We start from the raw sequence: 14,391 nt of genomic DNA, 5'->3' as shown, positions 1-14,391 counted from the left end.
ATGTCAGACGTAGTGCGGGAATCGACGCATCATGCGAGAACGCAAAACTGGGCCGCCACGGGAAGTCCGTGGCGGCCCAGCTTTGTTGTTTCGACCTAAGTCACCAGTAGCCGTCGGGGTCTTCGGCGGGGGATTCGTTGGGAATGATGCCTTCGGCAACACCGTGATCGATGCTTGCCGAGAGCCGGGGGCAAGTCGGCAGCAACGCGGCACGACCACCGTCGGCGAGAATCGCGGAGATCTCGACGCACTGCTCCAGAGCGGGCTCATTCCACTGCACGCTGGTGTGATGAGCGCCGGTCTTTTTGACCATCACCTGGGCGTGGCAGGTACGACATTCGAGCTCGGTCATCCCGCCGGACAGGTAATGCCGACGGTCGCGGGCCGTGGCCGCAGCGACTTCCGCGGCGCGGTCCGGGTCATTGGCCCACGCGGGAGCCTTGGCCCAGCCCGCACCTGCGGCGTCGCGTTCGTCGGCGCGAGTCATCAGACTGACGCACCCTCGGAGTCGGCGGCCTTCTCGGCAGCTTCCTTCTCAGCCTTGACGCGGAGGTTTTCCGCAACCTCCACGCCCCAGCTTTCGAGCGCCTTCTCGGTGTCGATTTCGTACTCGTAGCGGCCGGTCATCTCTTCGGTGACGTCGGCGGCGTCGACGTAGAACTGCTCGTACCAGCGGCGAAGCTGGTAGACGGGGCCGTCCTCTTCGACGAGCAGCGGGTTGTCGATGCGAGTCTTGCGCTTCCAGATCGCGACGTCCTGCAGGAAGCCAACCTCGACGCCCTTGGTGATCTTCTCGACCATTACCTGAGCCTGATCGGCGTTGAGGCCCTCGGGCACCTTCGCCATCACGCCGAACATCAGCGCGAACGAGTTCTCGCTGATCGGGTAGTGGCAGTTGGTCAGGATCGTTTCGATCGAGTAGTCGCCGTAGTACTGGACCATCGGGTTCAACATGTACGACGGTCCGTAATACGCGGCGATTGATTCCAGGCGGGTGTCACCGTAAGCGGTCGAGATGCCCACGTCGGGACGGCCGTGGCTGTTCATGTACTGCGCGGCGATTTCGCCCTCAAAGACGTTCTTGAAGTAGTCCGGGAGTGCGTAGTGCACGTAGAAGAAGTGCGCCATATCGACTACGTTGTCGATGATCTCGCGGCAGTTGGAGCCCTCGATCACGATCTTGTTCCAGGTCCAGCCCGTCCACTGGTCCTGACCGAACTCTTCGAGTTCGGGGATCACGATGTCGTCCGACGGAGCGTTCTCCTCGGGATCGTTGTAGACGAAGACCTGGCCGTTGCGGACCATGGTCGGCCAGGTGCGGGTCTTGGCTAGCTTGGGGTGACGCTTCGCGTAGGGCACGTTGGCGGCGCGACCCTTGCCGTTCCACTCCCAGCCGTGAAAAGCGCAGGCGACGTTATCGCCCTTGACGGTGCCCATCGACAGGTCGGCACCCATGTGCCGGCAGTAGGCGTCCAGCGTGTGGATCTGGCCTTCGCGGTCGGCCCACACGACGAGTTTGGTGCCGAAGATCTCAAGCGAGTGGGTTTCGCCGTCGTTGTATTCGTCAACCAGTCCAATGCAGTGCCATCCGCGGGCGAACCGCGCGGGGGGCGTGCCCGTGTCGATCTCCCGGATTCCGGTGTCAGTCATTTCTCTTGACTCCCTCGTCGGTGTCTTTGGTCGGGCATTCGCCCGTCTTGTATCGATACTAGAGCACAATTACGTCAAAATGAGAACGTGTTCTAGTTTTGAATGAGAACGTGTTCTAATATTAGTAGAAATTCGACGCCAAGACGAACAGGAGCAACCCTCATGGCAGCACAGCGAAGCGAAGCCGCACAACAGGTTCTGGACAAGATCGACGCATTGCTGCCGGAGTTGGCCGCACGCGCGCAGTCCACCGAAGATGCACGACGCATCCCCGACGAGGTCGCCACTCTCGTTGAAGAGACGGGCTTCTTCAAGCTCCTGCAGCCCGAGCAGTGGGGCGGCTACCAGACCGACCCGGTCACCTTCTATGAGGCCGTCCGTCGTCTCGCCACCGCATGTGGCTCCACCGGTTGGGTCGCAGGAATCGTCGGCGTCCACAACTGGCACCTCGCACTCTTCAGCCAGCAGGCACAGGAAGACGTCTGGGGCGAAGACACCAGCGTCCGCATCTCCTCCTCGTACGCGCCGATGGGTATGGGCGAGGTCGTCGAGGGTGGCTACAAGGTCAACGGATCCTGGGCTTGGTCGTCCGGTTGCGACATCGCCGACTGGGTGGTCGTCGGTGGCCCGGTGATCAAGGACGGCAAGCCGGTCGACTTCGTCAGCTTCCTGATCCCGCGCAGCGACTACAACATCAAGGACGTCTGGAACGTCGTCGGCCTCCGCGGCACCGGTTCCAACACCATCGAGGTTAAGGACGTCTTCGTCCCGACCCACCGCATGCTGAGCTTCCGCGCCATGAGCATGGGTGAAGCGCCCGGCCTGGAGAAGAACACCGCCCCCGTCTACAAGATGCCTTGGGGCACCATCCACCCGTCGACCATCTCGACACCCATCGTCGGAATGGCCTACGGCACCTACACCGCTCACGTCGAGCACCAGGGCAAGCGCGTCCGCGCCGCCTACGCTGGCGAGAAGGCCAAGGACGATCCGTTCTCGAAGGTCCGCCTCGCAGCAGCCGCTAGCGACATCGACGCCGCATGGCGCCAGCTGTCGGGCAACCTGCAGGATGAGTACGACCTCATCGTCGCCGGCGAAGAGGTGCCGATGGAACTGCGTCTGGCTGCTCGCCGCGACCAGGTCCGCGCCACCGGTCGCGCCATCGACTCGATCGACCTGCTGTTTGAAAACTCGGGTGCGCACGCCCTTGAGAACGGCACCCCGATTCAGCGTTTCTGGCGCGACGCCCACGCGGGCCGCGTCCACGCCGCCAACGACGCCGAGCGCGCCTACGTCGCATTCGGTAACGGGGAGTTCGGTCTCCCCATCGGCGACACGATGGTCTAATCGGCTCGAGAAAACACCTACTAGATAAGAGGAAGACAGTAGATGTCTGACGACCAGAGCCCCATCCGGTCACTCGGTTACATGCGCATTGATGCCACCGACATGGATGCGTGGCGCGAATACGGTCTGAAGGTCCTCGGCATGGTGGAAGGTTCCGGGTCTATCCCCGGTGCCCTCTACCTGCGGATGGACGATTTCCCGGCGCGCCTGGTTATCGTCCCCTCCGATCGCGATCACCTGGCCTGCTCGGGCTGGGAGTGCGCGACCGCCGCCGGACTGCAGCAAGTGCGTGACAACCTCGCCGCCGCGGGCGTCGAGTTCCGTGAAGGCACCGACGAAGAGCGCGCGGACCGCCGCGTCGACGAGCTCATCGTTTTCGCCGACCCCGACGGCAATGTGCTCGAAGCGTTCCACGGTGTCGCCTTGCAGCACCGTCGTGTGGTGAGCCCGTACGGTCACACCTTCGTCACCGCTGAGCAGGGTCTGGGCCACGTGGTCCTGACCACGACCGACGACGCCAAGGCTCTCGCGTTCTACCGCGACGTCCTCGGCTTCCGACTCCGCGACTCGATGCGACTGCCTCCGCAGGTGGTCGGGCGGGCCGAAGGTGAAGAACCGGCATGGCTGCGGTTCTTCGGCTGCAACCCGCGTCACCACTCGCTGGCATTCCTGCCGATCCCGAACAGCACGGGCATCGTGCACCTCATGGTTGAGGTCGAAAACTCCGACGATGTCGGTCTCGCCCACGACCGCGCCTTGCGCAAAAAGGTGCCAATGTCAGCAACTTTGGGTCGCCACGTGAACGACCTGATGCTGTCGTTCTACATGAAGACTCCGGGCGGGTTCGACATCGAATTCGGTTGCGAGGGTCGCACTGTAGATGACAATGAATGGATCGCGCGCGAGTCCACGGCAGTTAGCCTGTGGGGTCACGATTTCACTATCGGAATGAAGTAGAGGGCACTCGATGGCACCGACATCCCCGTACGGGACCGACGATTTCAACTCCAGGCAGTTCCGCACTGCCATGGGTCAGTTCTGTACGGGGGTGACGGTGATTACGACCCTCGATCCTGACGGGAAGCCTGCGGGCTTTGCCTGCCAGTCGTTTGCGGCGCTCTCGCTGGATCCGCCGCTCATCGTTTTTTGCCCGATGAAGACCTCGGGCACCTGGCCGCTCATCGAAGCCAACGGCAAATTCGTCGTCAATATTCTGTCGAACCGGCAGGAGGACGTCAGTGCGACGTTTGGTGCACCGGGTTCGGATAAGTTCAGAAGCATCGCTTGGGATCCGTCGCCCGCCGGGCTGCCGGTCCTGCGCAACAACCTCACCTGGGTTGAGTGCTCCGTCGACTCCGTCAGCGACGGCGGCGACCACTGGGTCGTCATCGGCCGCGCGCTGACGCTCGGCGAAGTAGTCCAAGACAAGCCGCTGCTGTTCTACCGCGGTGGTTACCTGTCGACCGAGCACCCCCGCGTCACACCTGCCAAGGCAGAACTCGAAAACTTCCTCACCTGGAACGACGGGGACACCTGGCTGTGACGGTCGAAACGAGTGCCCCGAGTGCAATCACGGCACCTTTCACCGCCGCGATTGCTGAAGCCGAGGCCATGGTTTTGGGTGCCGAGTTTGCCGAGACCGACGCGGATCGCGCCGAGGGGCTTGAGTATCTCTCGGGCAGCATCGCGTCGATCCTCGATTTGGCTCGCGCCCACGACAAAGCGCACCCGTACTTCGTCACGTCTACCGGTCCATACGCCAAGATGGGCCTCGACAATCCCGACACGATCTACTACCACGCGACCGTGGTGCCCGAAGCTACCTATGTGGTACGCGGCGTTCGGGGAAACACCGCTGACCTCAGTTTTCAGGTGCTGCGCGGTGATTACACGGCCACCAAGGTGCCCGGTGGTGACGGGGCATTCGACGATCGTCGCATCACCATCGCCGACGACGGCAGCTTTGAACTCACCTTTGGTCCGGCGATCGACAATCCGCCCGCCGACTACTTTGTGCTCGGCGAGGGCGCGTCCATGCTGGCGGTCCGCGAGGTTTACGGCGACTGGGCGACGCAGACGCGCGGTTCGGTCACCATCGAACGTGTCGACACCGTCGGGACGGTCCCCGCAGAGCTAACGACGGCACGGATGGCCCGACGCTACGCGATCGCCGCCAAGATGCTCACCACCCGCATCAATACCTGGTTCAACTTCCCGAAGTGGTTCTACCTGGACGAGCCGGTCAACACCTTTACCGCGCCGCGCAGCACGCCGGGCGGACTGTCGACGCAGTTCTCGTCCGTCGGCCACTACGACCTCCCCGCCGGTAAGGCGATGGTCGTGACGGTGCCGAAATCGCAGGCCCCGTACCAGGGTTTTCAGCTCGGAAGCATGTGGTACATCTCCCTCGACTACGTAAACCACCAGACGTCGTTGAACTCGGCCCAGGCTCAGGTGGACCCGGACGGCATGATCCGCATGGTGATTTCTGAGAATAATCCGGGCATCGCCAACTGGATCGAAACCACCGGTCGCCGCCGCGGCATTTTGCAGTTCCGGTGGCAGCGAATCGACAATCCCGTGACACCCGAACTCGGTCCCAGTGCCGTGGTGGTCGATGATGCCGATGTGGCTGCGCATTTGCCGTACTTTGCTGATAATCAGATCGACGATCCCGGCTGGTCCGAGCGAATTGCCGTCCGGCAGCGAGCTTTTGCCCGCCGGATGCTCGGCTAGTCTCCGCTACCGCATTCGCTTTGGTGCCTGTTCTAGGAGGGCTTTTTCGATGACTGGACTACTCGACGGCAAAGTGGTCGTCGTATCGGGCGTGGGGCCGGCACTGGGGCGCTCGGTGTGCCTGAAGTCGGCCGCGGCCGGAGCGAAGGTCGTGCTGGCTGCCCGCACCGAGTCACGGTTGGCGGAGATCGCCGACGAGATTCGGGCTGCTGGCGGCCAGGCGCTGACCGTGCCGACGGATATCACCGACGAGGCCGCCGTGCAGAACCTCGTTGAGCGCACCGTCGCCGAGTTCGGTCGGGTCGATGCCCTGGTTAACAATGCCTTCGCCATTCCGTCGATGAAGCCGTTGGGGCGCACGGACTTTGACCAGATCACCGATAGCTTGAACCTGACGGTCCTCGGCACACTGCGAGTCATCAAGGCGTTCACGCCGGCGCTCGCCGAGAACGACGGTGCCATCGTCAACGTGAACTCGATGGTGGTTAGGCACTCCGAGCCGCGCTACGGCAGCTACAAGATCGCGAAGTCGGCGCTGCTGGCGATGTCGCAGACACTGGCGAGTGAGCTCGGCAGCGACGGTATTCGCATCAACAGCGTGGTGCCCGGCTACATCTGGGACGACCAGCTGAAGTGGTACTTCGGCGAGGTCGCCAAAAAGTACGGAATCACCCCGGAACAGGTCTACGAGCAGACGGCGTCGCGCAGCGATTTGAAGCGGCTTCCGGAACCGGATGAGATCGCCGATGCGGTCGTGTTCTTCGCGTCGAGCATGTCGCGGTCCATCACCGGTCAGACCCTGGACGTGAACTGCGGTGAATACCATGTCTGAGGCGCGAACCCTGGTTGGGGAAGTCGACGAACTGCATGAATCAGCCACTCGCACAGTCGGTTTAGATGATTTTGGCGATCGGTCGGAGTACCTCGAAGGTTTGCAGGTGCTTCTCGACTCGTACCGCGACGAAGCAGAACTAACCCCCACCGGCAGCAAGATGTTCCGCTACTTCCTCAAGGGTGCGCTGATTGCGCGGCTGCTCAGCGAGGCCGGTTGGAAGAACAATCCGGGCTACGCCGACGTTGAGATCAAGCGCCCGGTGTTCGTGACCGGACTTCCGCGCACCGGCACTACCGCGCTGCATCGCCTGCTGGCCGCCGACCCCGCCAACCAGGGGCTCGAAATGTGGCTCACGGAGTTCCCGCAGCCGCGCCCGCCGCGCGAGTTATGGGACGCCAATCCCGTCTACCAGCAGATCAACGCTGGGCTGTCTCAGCATCACGTCGAGAACCCGGAGTTTATGGGCCTGCACTACATGAGTGCGGGCGAGGTTGAGGAGTGCTGGCAGTTGCTGCGGCAGTCCTTGACGTCGATCTCGTACGAGTCTCTGGCGCACATCCCGTCGTACTCGGCGTGGCTGGCCAAGCAGGATTGGACGCCCGCATTTGAGCGGCACCGTCGCAACTTGCAGCTGATCGGGCTCCACGATCAGGACCGTCGTTGGGTGCTCAAGAACCCGAGCCATCTGTTCTCGCTCGACGCCCTGATGAAGGTGTATCCGGATGCGATCGTCGTGCAGACGCACCGCGCGCCGGAGACGATCATTGCGTCAATGTGCAGCCTGGCCGAGCATGCGACCGAGGGCTATTCGACGGCGTTTACCGGCAGCAGTATTGGCGAGACCCAGCTGGACTTGTGGTCGCGGGGACTCAAGTCGTTCTCGCAGGCACGCCAAAAGTACGATCCCGCCCAGTTCGTGGACGTCGACTTCGCTGACTTGCGGTCGGATCCGTTCGGCACCGTCCAACGCGTGTACGACGCGGTCGGCACCGAGTTCACGCCGGCGGCCCGCGCAGCTATGGAGGATCTCGACAAGGACTCCCAGTCCGGCGACCGTCGTCCCCAACACAAGTACTCCTTAGCGGACTACGGCCTCACCACCGAGCAGGTCCAGGCCGCCTTCGCGTAGCCGGGTTTTCTCCGCCCCCGCCCGTTTCCCCCGCGTTTCTCCGCTCCGCTCCGCTCCGCCCCTTTTCTGTCACGATTCGACCGTTCCGTCACGACGCGCCACGGTCGGTGACGGAACGACTGACGAATTCGTGTCGGATGTGACAGAAAAGGGGGAATTCGGGGGCGATAAACCGCGTTTTTTGGGGGGGCTGTCTGGTGGGCCTACAGGCCGTTACGGTCGAGGAAGGCCTCGATGGCGGCGGCGAAGACTTCGTTGTCGTCGCCCGCGACCATGTGACCGGCACCGGAGACGTCGGCGATCTCGGCGTGGGGGACGAGACGCTTCATCGATGCGATGCCGGCATCGCTCACCACATCCGACTTTCCGCCACGTACGACGAGCGTCGGGACCGAAACCTGGCGGGCAGCGGCAGCCAGGCGGACCGGATCGGTGTGTCGACGCGGCTCGTCGCCTTCACCGGAGTGAATGAACTCGGGATCCCAATGCCAGTACCAACGACCGTCCTCCCGTTGGCGGACGTTCTTCTTGAGGCCCTCTAGGTTCTTGGTTCGCTGGCGCGCCGGGTTGTAAGCGGCAATCGCGTCGGCAACATCGTCGAGAGTGTCAAAACCGTCGACGTGGTCGGTCATGAAGGCTTTGATGCGGTCGATGCCCTTCTGCTCCACATCGACGACGACGTCGACCATCACCAGCGCAGCTACCGCATCCTCGTCCTCGCCGGCGGTGCACAGGGCTGTGATGCCACCCAGTGAGGCGCCAATGACGACCGGCTTCGCGGGCGACGTCGACAGGATGTTGCGCAGATCGTCGACAAACCCTTCGAGTCCGTAGTTTCCATCGGCGGCCCAACTGCTGTCGCCGTGGCCGCGCGCGTCGAGCGTGTACACCTCACGACCGCGGGAGGCGAGAGCTGCGGCGGTGCGGTCCCACGAATGCCGTGTTTGGCCGCCGCCGTGGAGGAGGAGCGCGGGGGTGGTGCCGGAGCCGGACCCGGTGGCTGGCCAGTGATCGCCACGGAGTTCGAGTTCGCCTGACCTGACTACGAACGGCTGGGGTGTTGCGTCGACCATGTGACGTCCCTTCACAAAAGAGAATCTCTCTCCCTTGTGGTTACTACATATCGGCGTTGGCGGAGTCTTTGGGGTGCGGTTCGCCCACGACGACGTGGTCATGACGCACCTCATACCTAATTTCGGTTGGCCGAAACTAAAGCTACCGGCTACCCTCAAATAATGCTGCAACCGGGACATCGACGAAGCCTCGCGCGTGCTGCCGGACTCATGGGTCCGGCATTTGTCGCCGCGATTGCCTACGTCGATCCCGGTAACGTCGCGGCCAACATCACTGCGGGCGCCAAGTACGGCTACCTGCTGGTTTGGGTGCTTCTGGTGGCCAATGTGATGGCGGTGATGGTGCAGTACCAGTCGGCGAAGCTGGGCGTGGTCACCGGAAAGTCCCTGCCTCAGACCCTCGGCCTACGACTGCCCCAGCGGTCCCGCCTACTGTTTTGGGGACAGGCGGAATTGGTTGCTGGCGCCACCGATATCGCCGAGGTAATCGGCGGCGCCATTGCCTTGAATCTGCTGTTTGGTTTGCCGCTGCCGGTGGGCGGTGTGATTGTTGGCGTGGTGTCGATGGCTTTGCTGACGATGGCGAATCGGCGCAGGCAGCGACGGTTTGAGTTCGTGATCATCGGTTTGCTGGCGATCATCGTGATTGGTTTTGTGTCGGGCCTGCTGGTGAACCCACCGGACGTCGGCGGCCTCGTGAACGGCATGGTCCCACGGTTGGCTGGCACGGAAACGGTGCTGCTGGCGGCGTCGATGCTGGGCGCGACGGTGATGCCGCACGCGATCTATTTGCATTCGACGCTCGTCATCGACCGGCACGGGTTGCCTGACAATGAGCGACGGACCCGCAAACTGCTGTCGATCACTCGGGTTGATGTGGTGATCGCGTTGGTGATTGCTGGCACCGTCAATATTGCGCTGCTGGTGCTCGCCGCGACGAGTCTGTACGGCCGCGAAGGGACCGACAGTATCGAAGGTGCGCATGCTGCGGTTGGCGATGCGCTCGGCCCCGTCGTTGCTGCGGTCTTTGCGGTGGGCTTGCTGGCCTCCGGGATTGCCTCGACTTCAGTGGGTGCCTACGCTGGCGGCTCCATCATGGAAGGTTTGTTGAAGAAGCAGATCCCGATGCTGGTGCGACGCTCGGTCACCCTCATTCCCGCGGTCATCATCCTGGCAGCCGGCATCGATCCGACGACGGCGCTGGTGATCTCGCAGGTGGTCTTGAGTTTCGGTATCCCGTTCGCGATCATCCCGTTGCGTCGCTACACCGCGGACAAGGCGCTCATGGGGCCCTTCGTCGACGGAAGGCCGCTGCGCTGGGGTTCAGCGGCAGCGGCCTTCGCGATCGTGGTGCTCAATGTGGTGCTGATTTATCTGACAGTCACCGGCTAGCAGGGATAAGCCGAGTTGGTTACAGACTGATTTGTGCGAGCGCCTCGTGCGGCTGCCCAAACAACTGGGCGTCGGCCTGGGCGCGCTTAAAGAACAGCCCGATGTCGTGCTCCCAGGTGATGCCGATTCCGCCGTGCAGCTGCACGGCCTCGCCGGTCACCGACATGTAGTGCTCGGAGCAGTAGACATGCGCAGCGGCAGCGAGTTCGGCAGCCTCGGGGCGCTGATGCACGACGGCGTCGATGGCCGCGCCCGAGATAGACCGCATGGTCTCAACGGAGGTGTACATGTTGGCCATCGCGTGCTTGAGTGCCTGGAAAGACGCCAGCGTGCGACCAAACTGCTTGCGGGCCGACGTGTGCTCCACGGATAGTTCGACGGCGCGTGCGGCACCGCCGACCTGCTCAGCTGAAAGCATGGCCCAGGCGAGCGTGCGGACGCGGTCGGCGAGGTCGGACGGCGACGCGATGGTGGTCGAGGGGACCTCGTCGAAGTGCACCCGCGACAGGGCGCGCGTGGGATCGAGCAGGGGGAGCGGAGTCACGGTGACACCTTCGGCGTCGGCCGGAACCTCGTGCAACGTCAACGGCGCGTCAACGTCGCCAGCTCGACCAGCGATCACCAGGAACACATCGGCGGTCTCGCCGTCGATCACGTATTCGGCTGTGCCGGAGAGCAATCCGGCCTCTGCCGTAACGCCGGGAACCGACCATCCGGAAGCACTAGCCCAGCAGAGCGCACCGATCTTCTCGCCCGACGCGAAGTCCGGGAGCAGGCGCGCGGCCGCTTCAGTATCGCCCGATGCCATGACGGTGCCCGCAGCGAGGACGGCCGACGAGAACACGGGGACCGGTGCCAGCACGGCGCCGACCTCTTCGACGGCTAGCGCGGTCTCGGCGAGGCTGGCTCCAGCGCCGTCGTAGTCTTCGGGAACCGCGAGGGCGGCTACGCCGATCTCACCGCACAATGTCTCCCATAGCGTGCGATCGATACGACCATCGTTGGTGATGGCGGCACGCACCGCGGCCGAATCGGAACGACGACGCAGTACGTCGCGGATCGACTCGGTGAGGGCCGCGCGGTCCTCGGCGCTAATGGCCTCCGGCGTCGTCACAGTGTCTCCAGAATCCGGGCGCGGTGCTGGGCCGGGGTACCCCAGGCCGACACGAGTGCGCGGGTCTTGGTGAGGTACAGCGACAGGTCGTGCTCGGCGGTGTAGCCGATGGCTCCGAGCACCTGCAGGCTGCGACGAGATGCCAAGTAGGCGGCATCGGCGGCGGCGACCTTGGCTGCCGAGATATCACGCGAGACGGCGACCGCCGACGAATCGGGGGCATTTCCGTCGAGTCCCACGGCTGCACCCCACACCAGCGGGCGAGCCATTTCGACGGCCACGGCGACGTCGGCCAAGTGGTGCTTCACGGCCTGGTACGCGCCGATGGCACGCCCAAACTGCTTGCGGCTCTTGGCGTATTCGGAGGCGAGATCGAGCATCGCGGATCCGAGACCGATGAGTTCGGCAGCGGTCGCGAGGGCTGCCAGGTCGGCGACGGCGGCGGCATCGGCGGCACCGAGCTCGGCCTGCGCCGCCAGATCGGCCAGCGTGCGAGTCGGGTCGACCGACTCGTGTTCGGCGACGATGCTCGCGGACGACAGGGTGCCGTCGCGCAGCAGGTAGACGTCGGCGTCGGTGGGGCTGGCGGCGCGGAAACCGGTGGCCTCGGTGCCGATGGTCGCGGGACGACCGCCGAGCAGCGACTCGAGCGCATCGGTGGCGCCGGCTGCGGCGAGTGCGGTCGGCACGGCCGCGAGGGTTTCGGCGACCGGACCGGGCAGCGCGATGCGACCGATCTGTTCGGCGGCGACCACCATTTCGGTGGCACCGGCGCCGGAACCGCCGAGCTCATCGTCGACGATGAGTCCGGTGATGCCGGCTTCGGCGAGCTGACGGTACACGTTCAGGCCGGGAGCACGATCGCCCTCGGACCAGGCGCGTGCGACGGACGAACCGCCAGCCTTCTCACCAATGGCGGCGACGGTCGACGCGAGGTCGGTGTGGATGTCGTTAAGCAGAAAGTCCATGATCTATCGGTCTCCGCGGGGCAGGCCGAGAAGTCGCTCGGCGATCACATTGCGCTGAATCTCGTTGGTGCCGGCGTAAATCGGGCCGGACAGCGAGAAGAGGTAGCCGTCCATCCAGGGGTCGGCCAGTTCGGCGTCGATGCCCTGCAGGTCGAGGGCGGTCTCGTGGGCGGCAATGTCCCACTGCGACCAGAACACCTTGTTGATCGACGACTCCATGCCGAGCTGTCCGCCAGCGGCCAGACGGCTCACGGTCTGGTACGTCGATAGCTCGTAGGCGCGCGAACCGATCCACGCGTCGGCGACGCCCTTGTCGGTGGCGGCGGTCGACGGCGCGTCGGCGCCGTTGGTCTTCCAGAGGTTGACCAGACGGTCGGTGGCGGCGAGGAACCGGCCGGGGGAGCGCAACGACAGTCCGCGCTCGTTGGCTGCGGTGCTCATCGCGACCTTCCAGCCGTTGTCGACCTGCCCGATGACGCCGGAGTTTGCCGGGTCGGCCGGATCGTCGGGGACAAAGACGTCCTCGAGGAAGAGCTCGGCAAAGCCGGCTTCGCCGTCGAGCTGAGCGATTGGCCGGACGGTGACGCCAGCTGCCTTCAGATCGAACATGAAGTACGTGATGCCCTTGTGGCGCGACTCATCCGGGTTGGTGCGGAACAGGCCGAAACCCCAGTCCGCGAAGCTCGACCGCGAACTCCAGGTCTTCTGGCCGTTGAGCAGCCAGCCGCCCTCGGTGCGGGTCGCCGTCGAACGCAGCGACGCCAGGTCGGAGCCGGCTTCCGGCTCACTCCAGGCCTGACCCCAAATGTCTTCCGAACGGGCCATGCGCGGCATGATGCGCGCCAACTGCTCGGGGCTCGCGTGCTCGAAGAGCGTGGGGGCCAGCAGGAAGATGCCGTTCTGGCTGACGCGTCCGGGCGCACCCGAGCGGTAGTACTCCTCTTCGAAAATCAGCCAGTGCAGCAGCGGCTCGTCGCGGCCACCGAACTCCTCCGGCCAGCTCACCACCGACATGCGGTCGGCAGCCATTTCGGCTTCCCACTTGCGGTGGGCCTCAAAGCCTTCGGCGGTGTCCATCGACGGAAGTGGCTCGGCGGGCACGTGCTCGGCCAGCCAGGCGCGCACCTCGGCGCGGAACGCCTGCGCGGCGTCGTCGAACAACAGGTCCATCAGGCTTTACCCTTCTCAGCAGCGTTCTTCATACTCTTGGCGTCCATGCCACCCAGCGAGTCGCCGGAGTCGGCGTCGTTGGCGGCGTGGGCAAAGTGGTGCCAGCCGAAGACCGAGTCCATGGCATTGCGCATGCCCATTTGGTCTTCGCAGATATTGACGGCCTTCTTGCTCAAGAACAGGCCCTGCATCGGCATCTCGGTCATCTGCGCGCACAGTTCGTCGACCTTGGCGGCGAGCTCATCGCGCGGGACCACGTGGTTCACCATGCCCCAGTCGAGGGCCTGCGCCGCGGTGAAGCGCTGGCCGGTAAAGAGGATCTCCTTGGCGCGACGAGTACCGAGCACGTAGGCGTGTGCAAAGTATTCGACGCCCGGAATGCCCATGCGGGCGACGGGATCGGAGAAGAAGGCGTCGTCGGAGGCGACGATGAAGTCGGCCGACCACGCGAGCATCAGGCCGCCGGCGATGCAGGCACCGTGGACCTGCGCGATGACGGGCTTGGGGATGTCACGCCAGCGGCGGCACATGCCCATGTAGACCTCGATCTCGCGGGCGAGGCGCTGGTTGCTGTCGAGGGCTTCGCCGTCGGCGCGGGTGTGGTCCCAGTGCAGGGTCGCGGTATTCGGGTAGAACGTGTTGAAGTCGCGTTCGGGGGTGCCGATGTCGTGGCCTGCGGAGAAATGCTTGCCGTTGGCGCGCAGCACGATGACCTTGACGTTGTTGTCGTCGACGGCCTTGCGGTAGGCGGCGTCGAGCGAATAGGTCATCACCGAGTTCTGCGCATTGCGGAAGTCCGGGCGATTCAGCGTCACGTAGGCGACGGCACCGGACGTCTCGTACGCGATGGGTGACGTGTCGGGACCGAGGTCGTCGGGCCCCAGGGCTGGCGGGATGACGGCATTGCTCATACCTCCGACTCTAACCTAGCAAGTGCTTGGTTGGTAGCCGGGAGGTGTGCATTTCCCGAACGGGCC

The 14,391-nt window shown here is 64.1% G+C and carries 14 protein-coding genes; 7 read left to right on the top strand and 7 right to left on the bottom strand.

Going from position 1 to position 14,391, the window contains the following annotated elements; genetic code table 11:
• Window positions 1–100: 100 nt before the first annotated feature.
• Window positions 101–487 (bottom strand): hypothetical protein, encoded by a 387-nt coding sequence (locus WBA38_RS05455; protein WP_424296148.1) that lies wholly within the window; start codon window positions 485–487, stop codon window positions 101–103.
• Entirely contained in the window at window positions 487–1,650 is a 1,164-nt protein-coding gene (locus tag WBA38_RS05450) for a Rieske 2Fe-2S domain-containing protein (RefSeq protein WP_424296146.1), read from the bottom strand. The genes WBA38_RS05455 and WBA38_RS05450 overlap by 1 nt, the downstream gene beginning before the upstream one ends.
• Window positions 1,651–1,812: 162 nt before the next feature.
• On the opposite strand from WBA38_RS05450, the gene hsaA reads away from it, so the two are divergent.
• The 6 genes from hsaA to WBA38_RS05420 are packed head-to-tail and all read left to right on the top strand — an operon-like array spanning window position 1,813 to window position 7,697.
• On the top strand, window positions 1,813–2,997 hold the full coding sequence (gene hsaA, locus WBA38_RS05445) for a 3-hydroxy-9,10-secoandrosta-1,3,5(10)-triene-9,17-dione monooxygenase oxygenase subunit (RefSeq protein WP_424322267.1): 1,185 nt from the start codon (window positions 1,813–1,815) through the stop codon (window positions 2,995–2,997).
• 42 nt (window positions 2,998–3,039) lie between these two features.
• Window positions 3,040–3,954, top strand: coding sequence for an iron-dependent extradiol dioxygenase HsaC (gene hsaC / locus WBA38_RS05440; protein ID WP_424296142.1), 915 nt, complete (start codon window positions 3,040–3,042; stop codon window positions 3,952–3,954).
• A gap of 10 nt (window positions 3,955–3,964) precedes the next feature.
• Entirely contained in the window at window positions 3,965–4,540 is a 576-nt protein-coding gene (hsaB, locus tag WBA38_RS05435) for a 3-hydroxy-9,10-secoandrosta-1,3,5(10)-triene-9,17-dione monooxygenase reductase subunit (protein ID WP_424296140.1), read from the top strand.
• Entirely contained in the window at window positions 4,531–5,733 is a 1,203-nt protein-coding gene (locus tag WBA38_RS05430; RefSeq protein ID WP_424296167.1) for a hypothetical protein, read from the top strand. The genes hsaB and WBA38_RS05430 overlap by 10 nt, the downstream gene beginning before the upstream one ends.
• A gap of 49 nt (window positions 5,734–5,782) precedes the next feature.
• A complete protein-coding gene (locus tag WBA38_RS05425) occupies window positions 5,783–6,565 on the top strand; it encodes an SDR family oxidoreductase (RefSeq protein ID WP_424296138.1) in 783 nt (260 codons plus the stop codon).
• On the top strand, window positions 6,558–7,697 hold the full coding sequence (locus WBA38_RS05420; RefSeq protein WP_424322266.1) for a sulfotransferase family protein: 1,140 nt from the start codon (window positions 6,558–6,560) through the stop codon (window positions 7,695–7,697). Before WBA38_RS05425 ends, WBA38_RS05420 begins: the two co-directional genes overlap by 8 nt.
• Window positions 7,698–7,900: 203 nt before the next feature.
• On the opposite strand, the gene WBA38_RS05415 is transcribed toward WBA38_RS05420, so the two are convergent.
• Window positions 7,901–8,770: an alpha/beta fold hydrolase gene (locus tag WBA38_RS05415; protein WP_424296134.1), complete on the bottom strand. Its 870-nt coding sequence runs from the start codon at window positions 8,768–8,770 to the stop codon at window positions 7,901–7,903.
• 162 nt (window positions 8,771–8,932) lie between these two features.
• Between WBA38_RS05415 and WBA38_RS05410 the strand changes: the two genes are divergently transcribed.
• Entirely contained in the window at window positions 8,933–10,162 is a 1,230-nt protein-coding gene (locus WBA38_RS05410; protein WP_424322265.1) for an Nramp family divalent metal transporter, read from the top strand.
• Window positions 10,163–10,181: 19 nt separating this feature from the next.
• Here WBA38_RS05410 and WBA38_RS05405 read toward each other — a convergent pair whose 3' ends face one another.
• Genes WBA38_RS05405 through WBA38_RS05390 form a run of 4 tightly spaced genes read right to left on the bottom strand, consistent with a single transcriptional unit; the run spans window position 10,182 to window position 14,325 of the window.
• On the bottom strand, window positions 10,182–11,276 hold the full coding sequence (locus WBA38_RS05405; RefSeq protein WP_424322264.1) for an acyl-CoA dehydrogenase family protein: 1,095 nt from the start codon (window positions 11,274–11,276) through the stop codon (window positions 10,182–10,184).
• Entirely contained in the window at window positions 11,273–12,244 is a 972-nt protein-coding gene (locus WBA38_RS05400) for an acyl-CoA dehydrogenase family protein (protein ID WP_424322263.1), read from the bottom strand. Before WBA38_RS05400 ends, WBA38_RS05405 begins: the two co-directional genes overlap by 4 nt.
• Window positions 12,245–12,247: 3 nt before the next feature.
• Window positions 12,248–13,414 (bottom strand): acyl-CoA dehydrogenase family protein, encoded by a 1,167-nt coding sequence (locus WBA38_RS05395; protein ID WP_424322262.1) that lies wholly within the window; start codon window positions 13,412–13,414, stop codon window positions 12,248–12,250.
• Window positions 13,414–14,325, bottom strand: coding sequence for an enoyl-CoA hydratase (locus WBA38_RS05390; RefSeq protein ID WP_424322261.1), 912 nt, complete (start codon window positions 14,323–14,325; stop codon window positions 13,414–13,416). The genes WBA38_RS05395 and WBA38_RS05390 overlap by 1 nt, the downstream gene beginning before the upstream one ends.
• Window positions 14,326–14,391: the final 66 nt, after the last annotated feature.

This window comes from Gordonia sp. (in: high G+C Gram-positive bacteria) (genome assembly GCF_049647785.1).
In the GTDB taxonomy this organism is placed as follows: domain Bacteria; phylum Actinomycetota; class Actinomycetes; order Mycobacteriales; family Mycobacteriaceae; genus Gordonia.
This window is presented reverse-complemented; position numbering and strand designations above follow the sequence as displayed.

Bases quoted from the DNA above. Each gene is read 5' to 3' on its own strand.
- WBA38_RS05415 (WP_424296134.1), bottom strand. From the start codon at position 8,770: ATGGTCGACGCAACACCCCAGCCGTTCGTAGTCAGGTCAGGCGAACTC.
- WBA38_RS05400 (WP_424322263.1), bottom strand. From the start codon at position 12,244: ATGGACTTTCTGCTTAACGACATCCACACCGACCTCGCGTCGACCGTC.
- WBA38_RS05410 (WP_424322265.1), top strand. From the start codon at position 8,933: ATGCTGCAACCGGGACATCGACGAAGCCTCGCGCGTGCTGCCGGACTC.
- WBA38_RS05420 (WP_424322266.1), top strand. From the start codon at position 6,558: ATGTCTGAGGCGCGAACCCTGGTTGGGGAAGTCGACGAACTGCATGAA.
- hsaB (WP_424296140.1), top strand. From the start codon at position 3,965: ATGGCACCGACATCCCCGTACGGGACCGACGATTTCAACTCCAGGCAG.
- WBA38_RS05450 (WP_424296146.1), bottom strand. From the start codon at position 1,650: ATGACTGACACCGGAATCCGGGAGATCGACACGGGCACGCCCCCCGCG.
- WBA38_RS05425 (WP_424296138.1), top strand. From the start codon at position 5,783: ATGACTGGACTACTCGACGGCAAAGTGGTCGTCGTATCGGGCGTGGGG.
- hsaA (WP_424322267.1), top strand. From the start codon at position 1,813: ATGGCAGCACAGCGAAGCGAAGCCGCACAACAGGTTCTGGACAAGATC.
- hsaC (WP_424296142.1), top strand. From the start codon at position 3,040: ATGTCTGACGACCAGAGCCCCATCCGGTCACTCGGTTACATGCGCATT.
- WBA38_RS05455 (WP_424296148.1), bottom strand. From the start codon at position 487: ATGACTCGCGCCGACGAACGCGACGCCGCAGGTGCGGGCTGGGCCAAG.
- WBA38_RS05395 (WP_424322262.1), bottom strand. From the start codon at position 13,414: ATGGACCTGTTGTTCGACGACGCCGCGCAGGCGTTCCGCGCCGAGGTG.
- WBA38_RS05390 (WP_424322261.1), bottom strand. From the start codon at position 14,325: ATGAGCAATGCCGTCATCCCGCCAGCCCTGGGGCCCGACGACCTCGGT.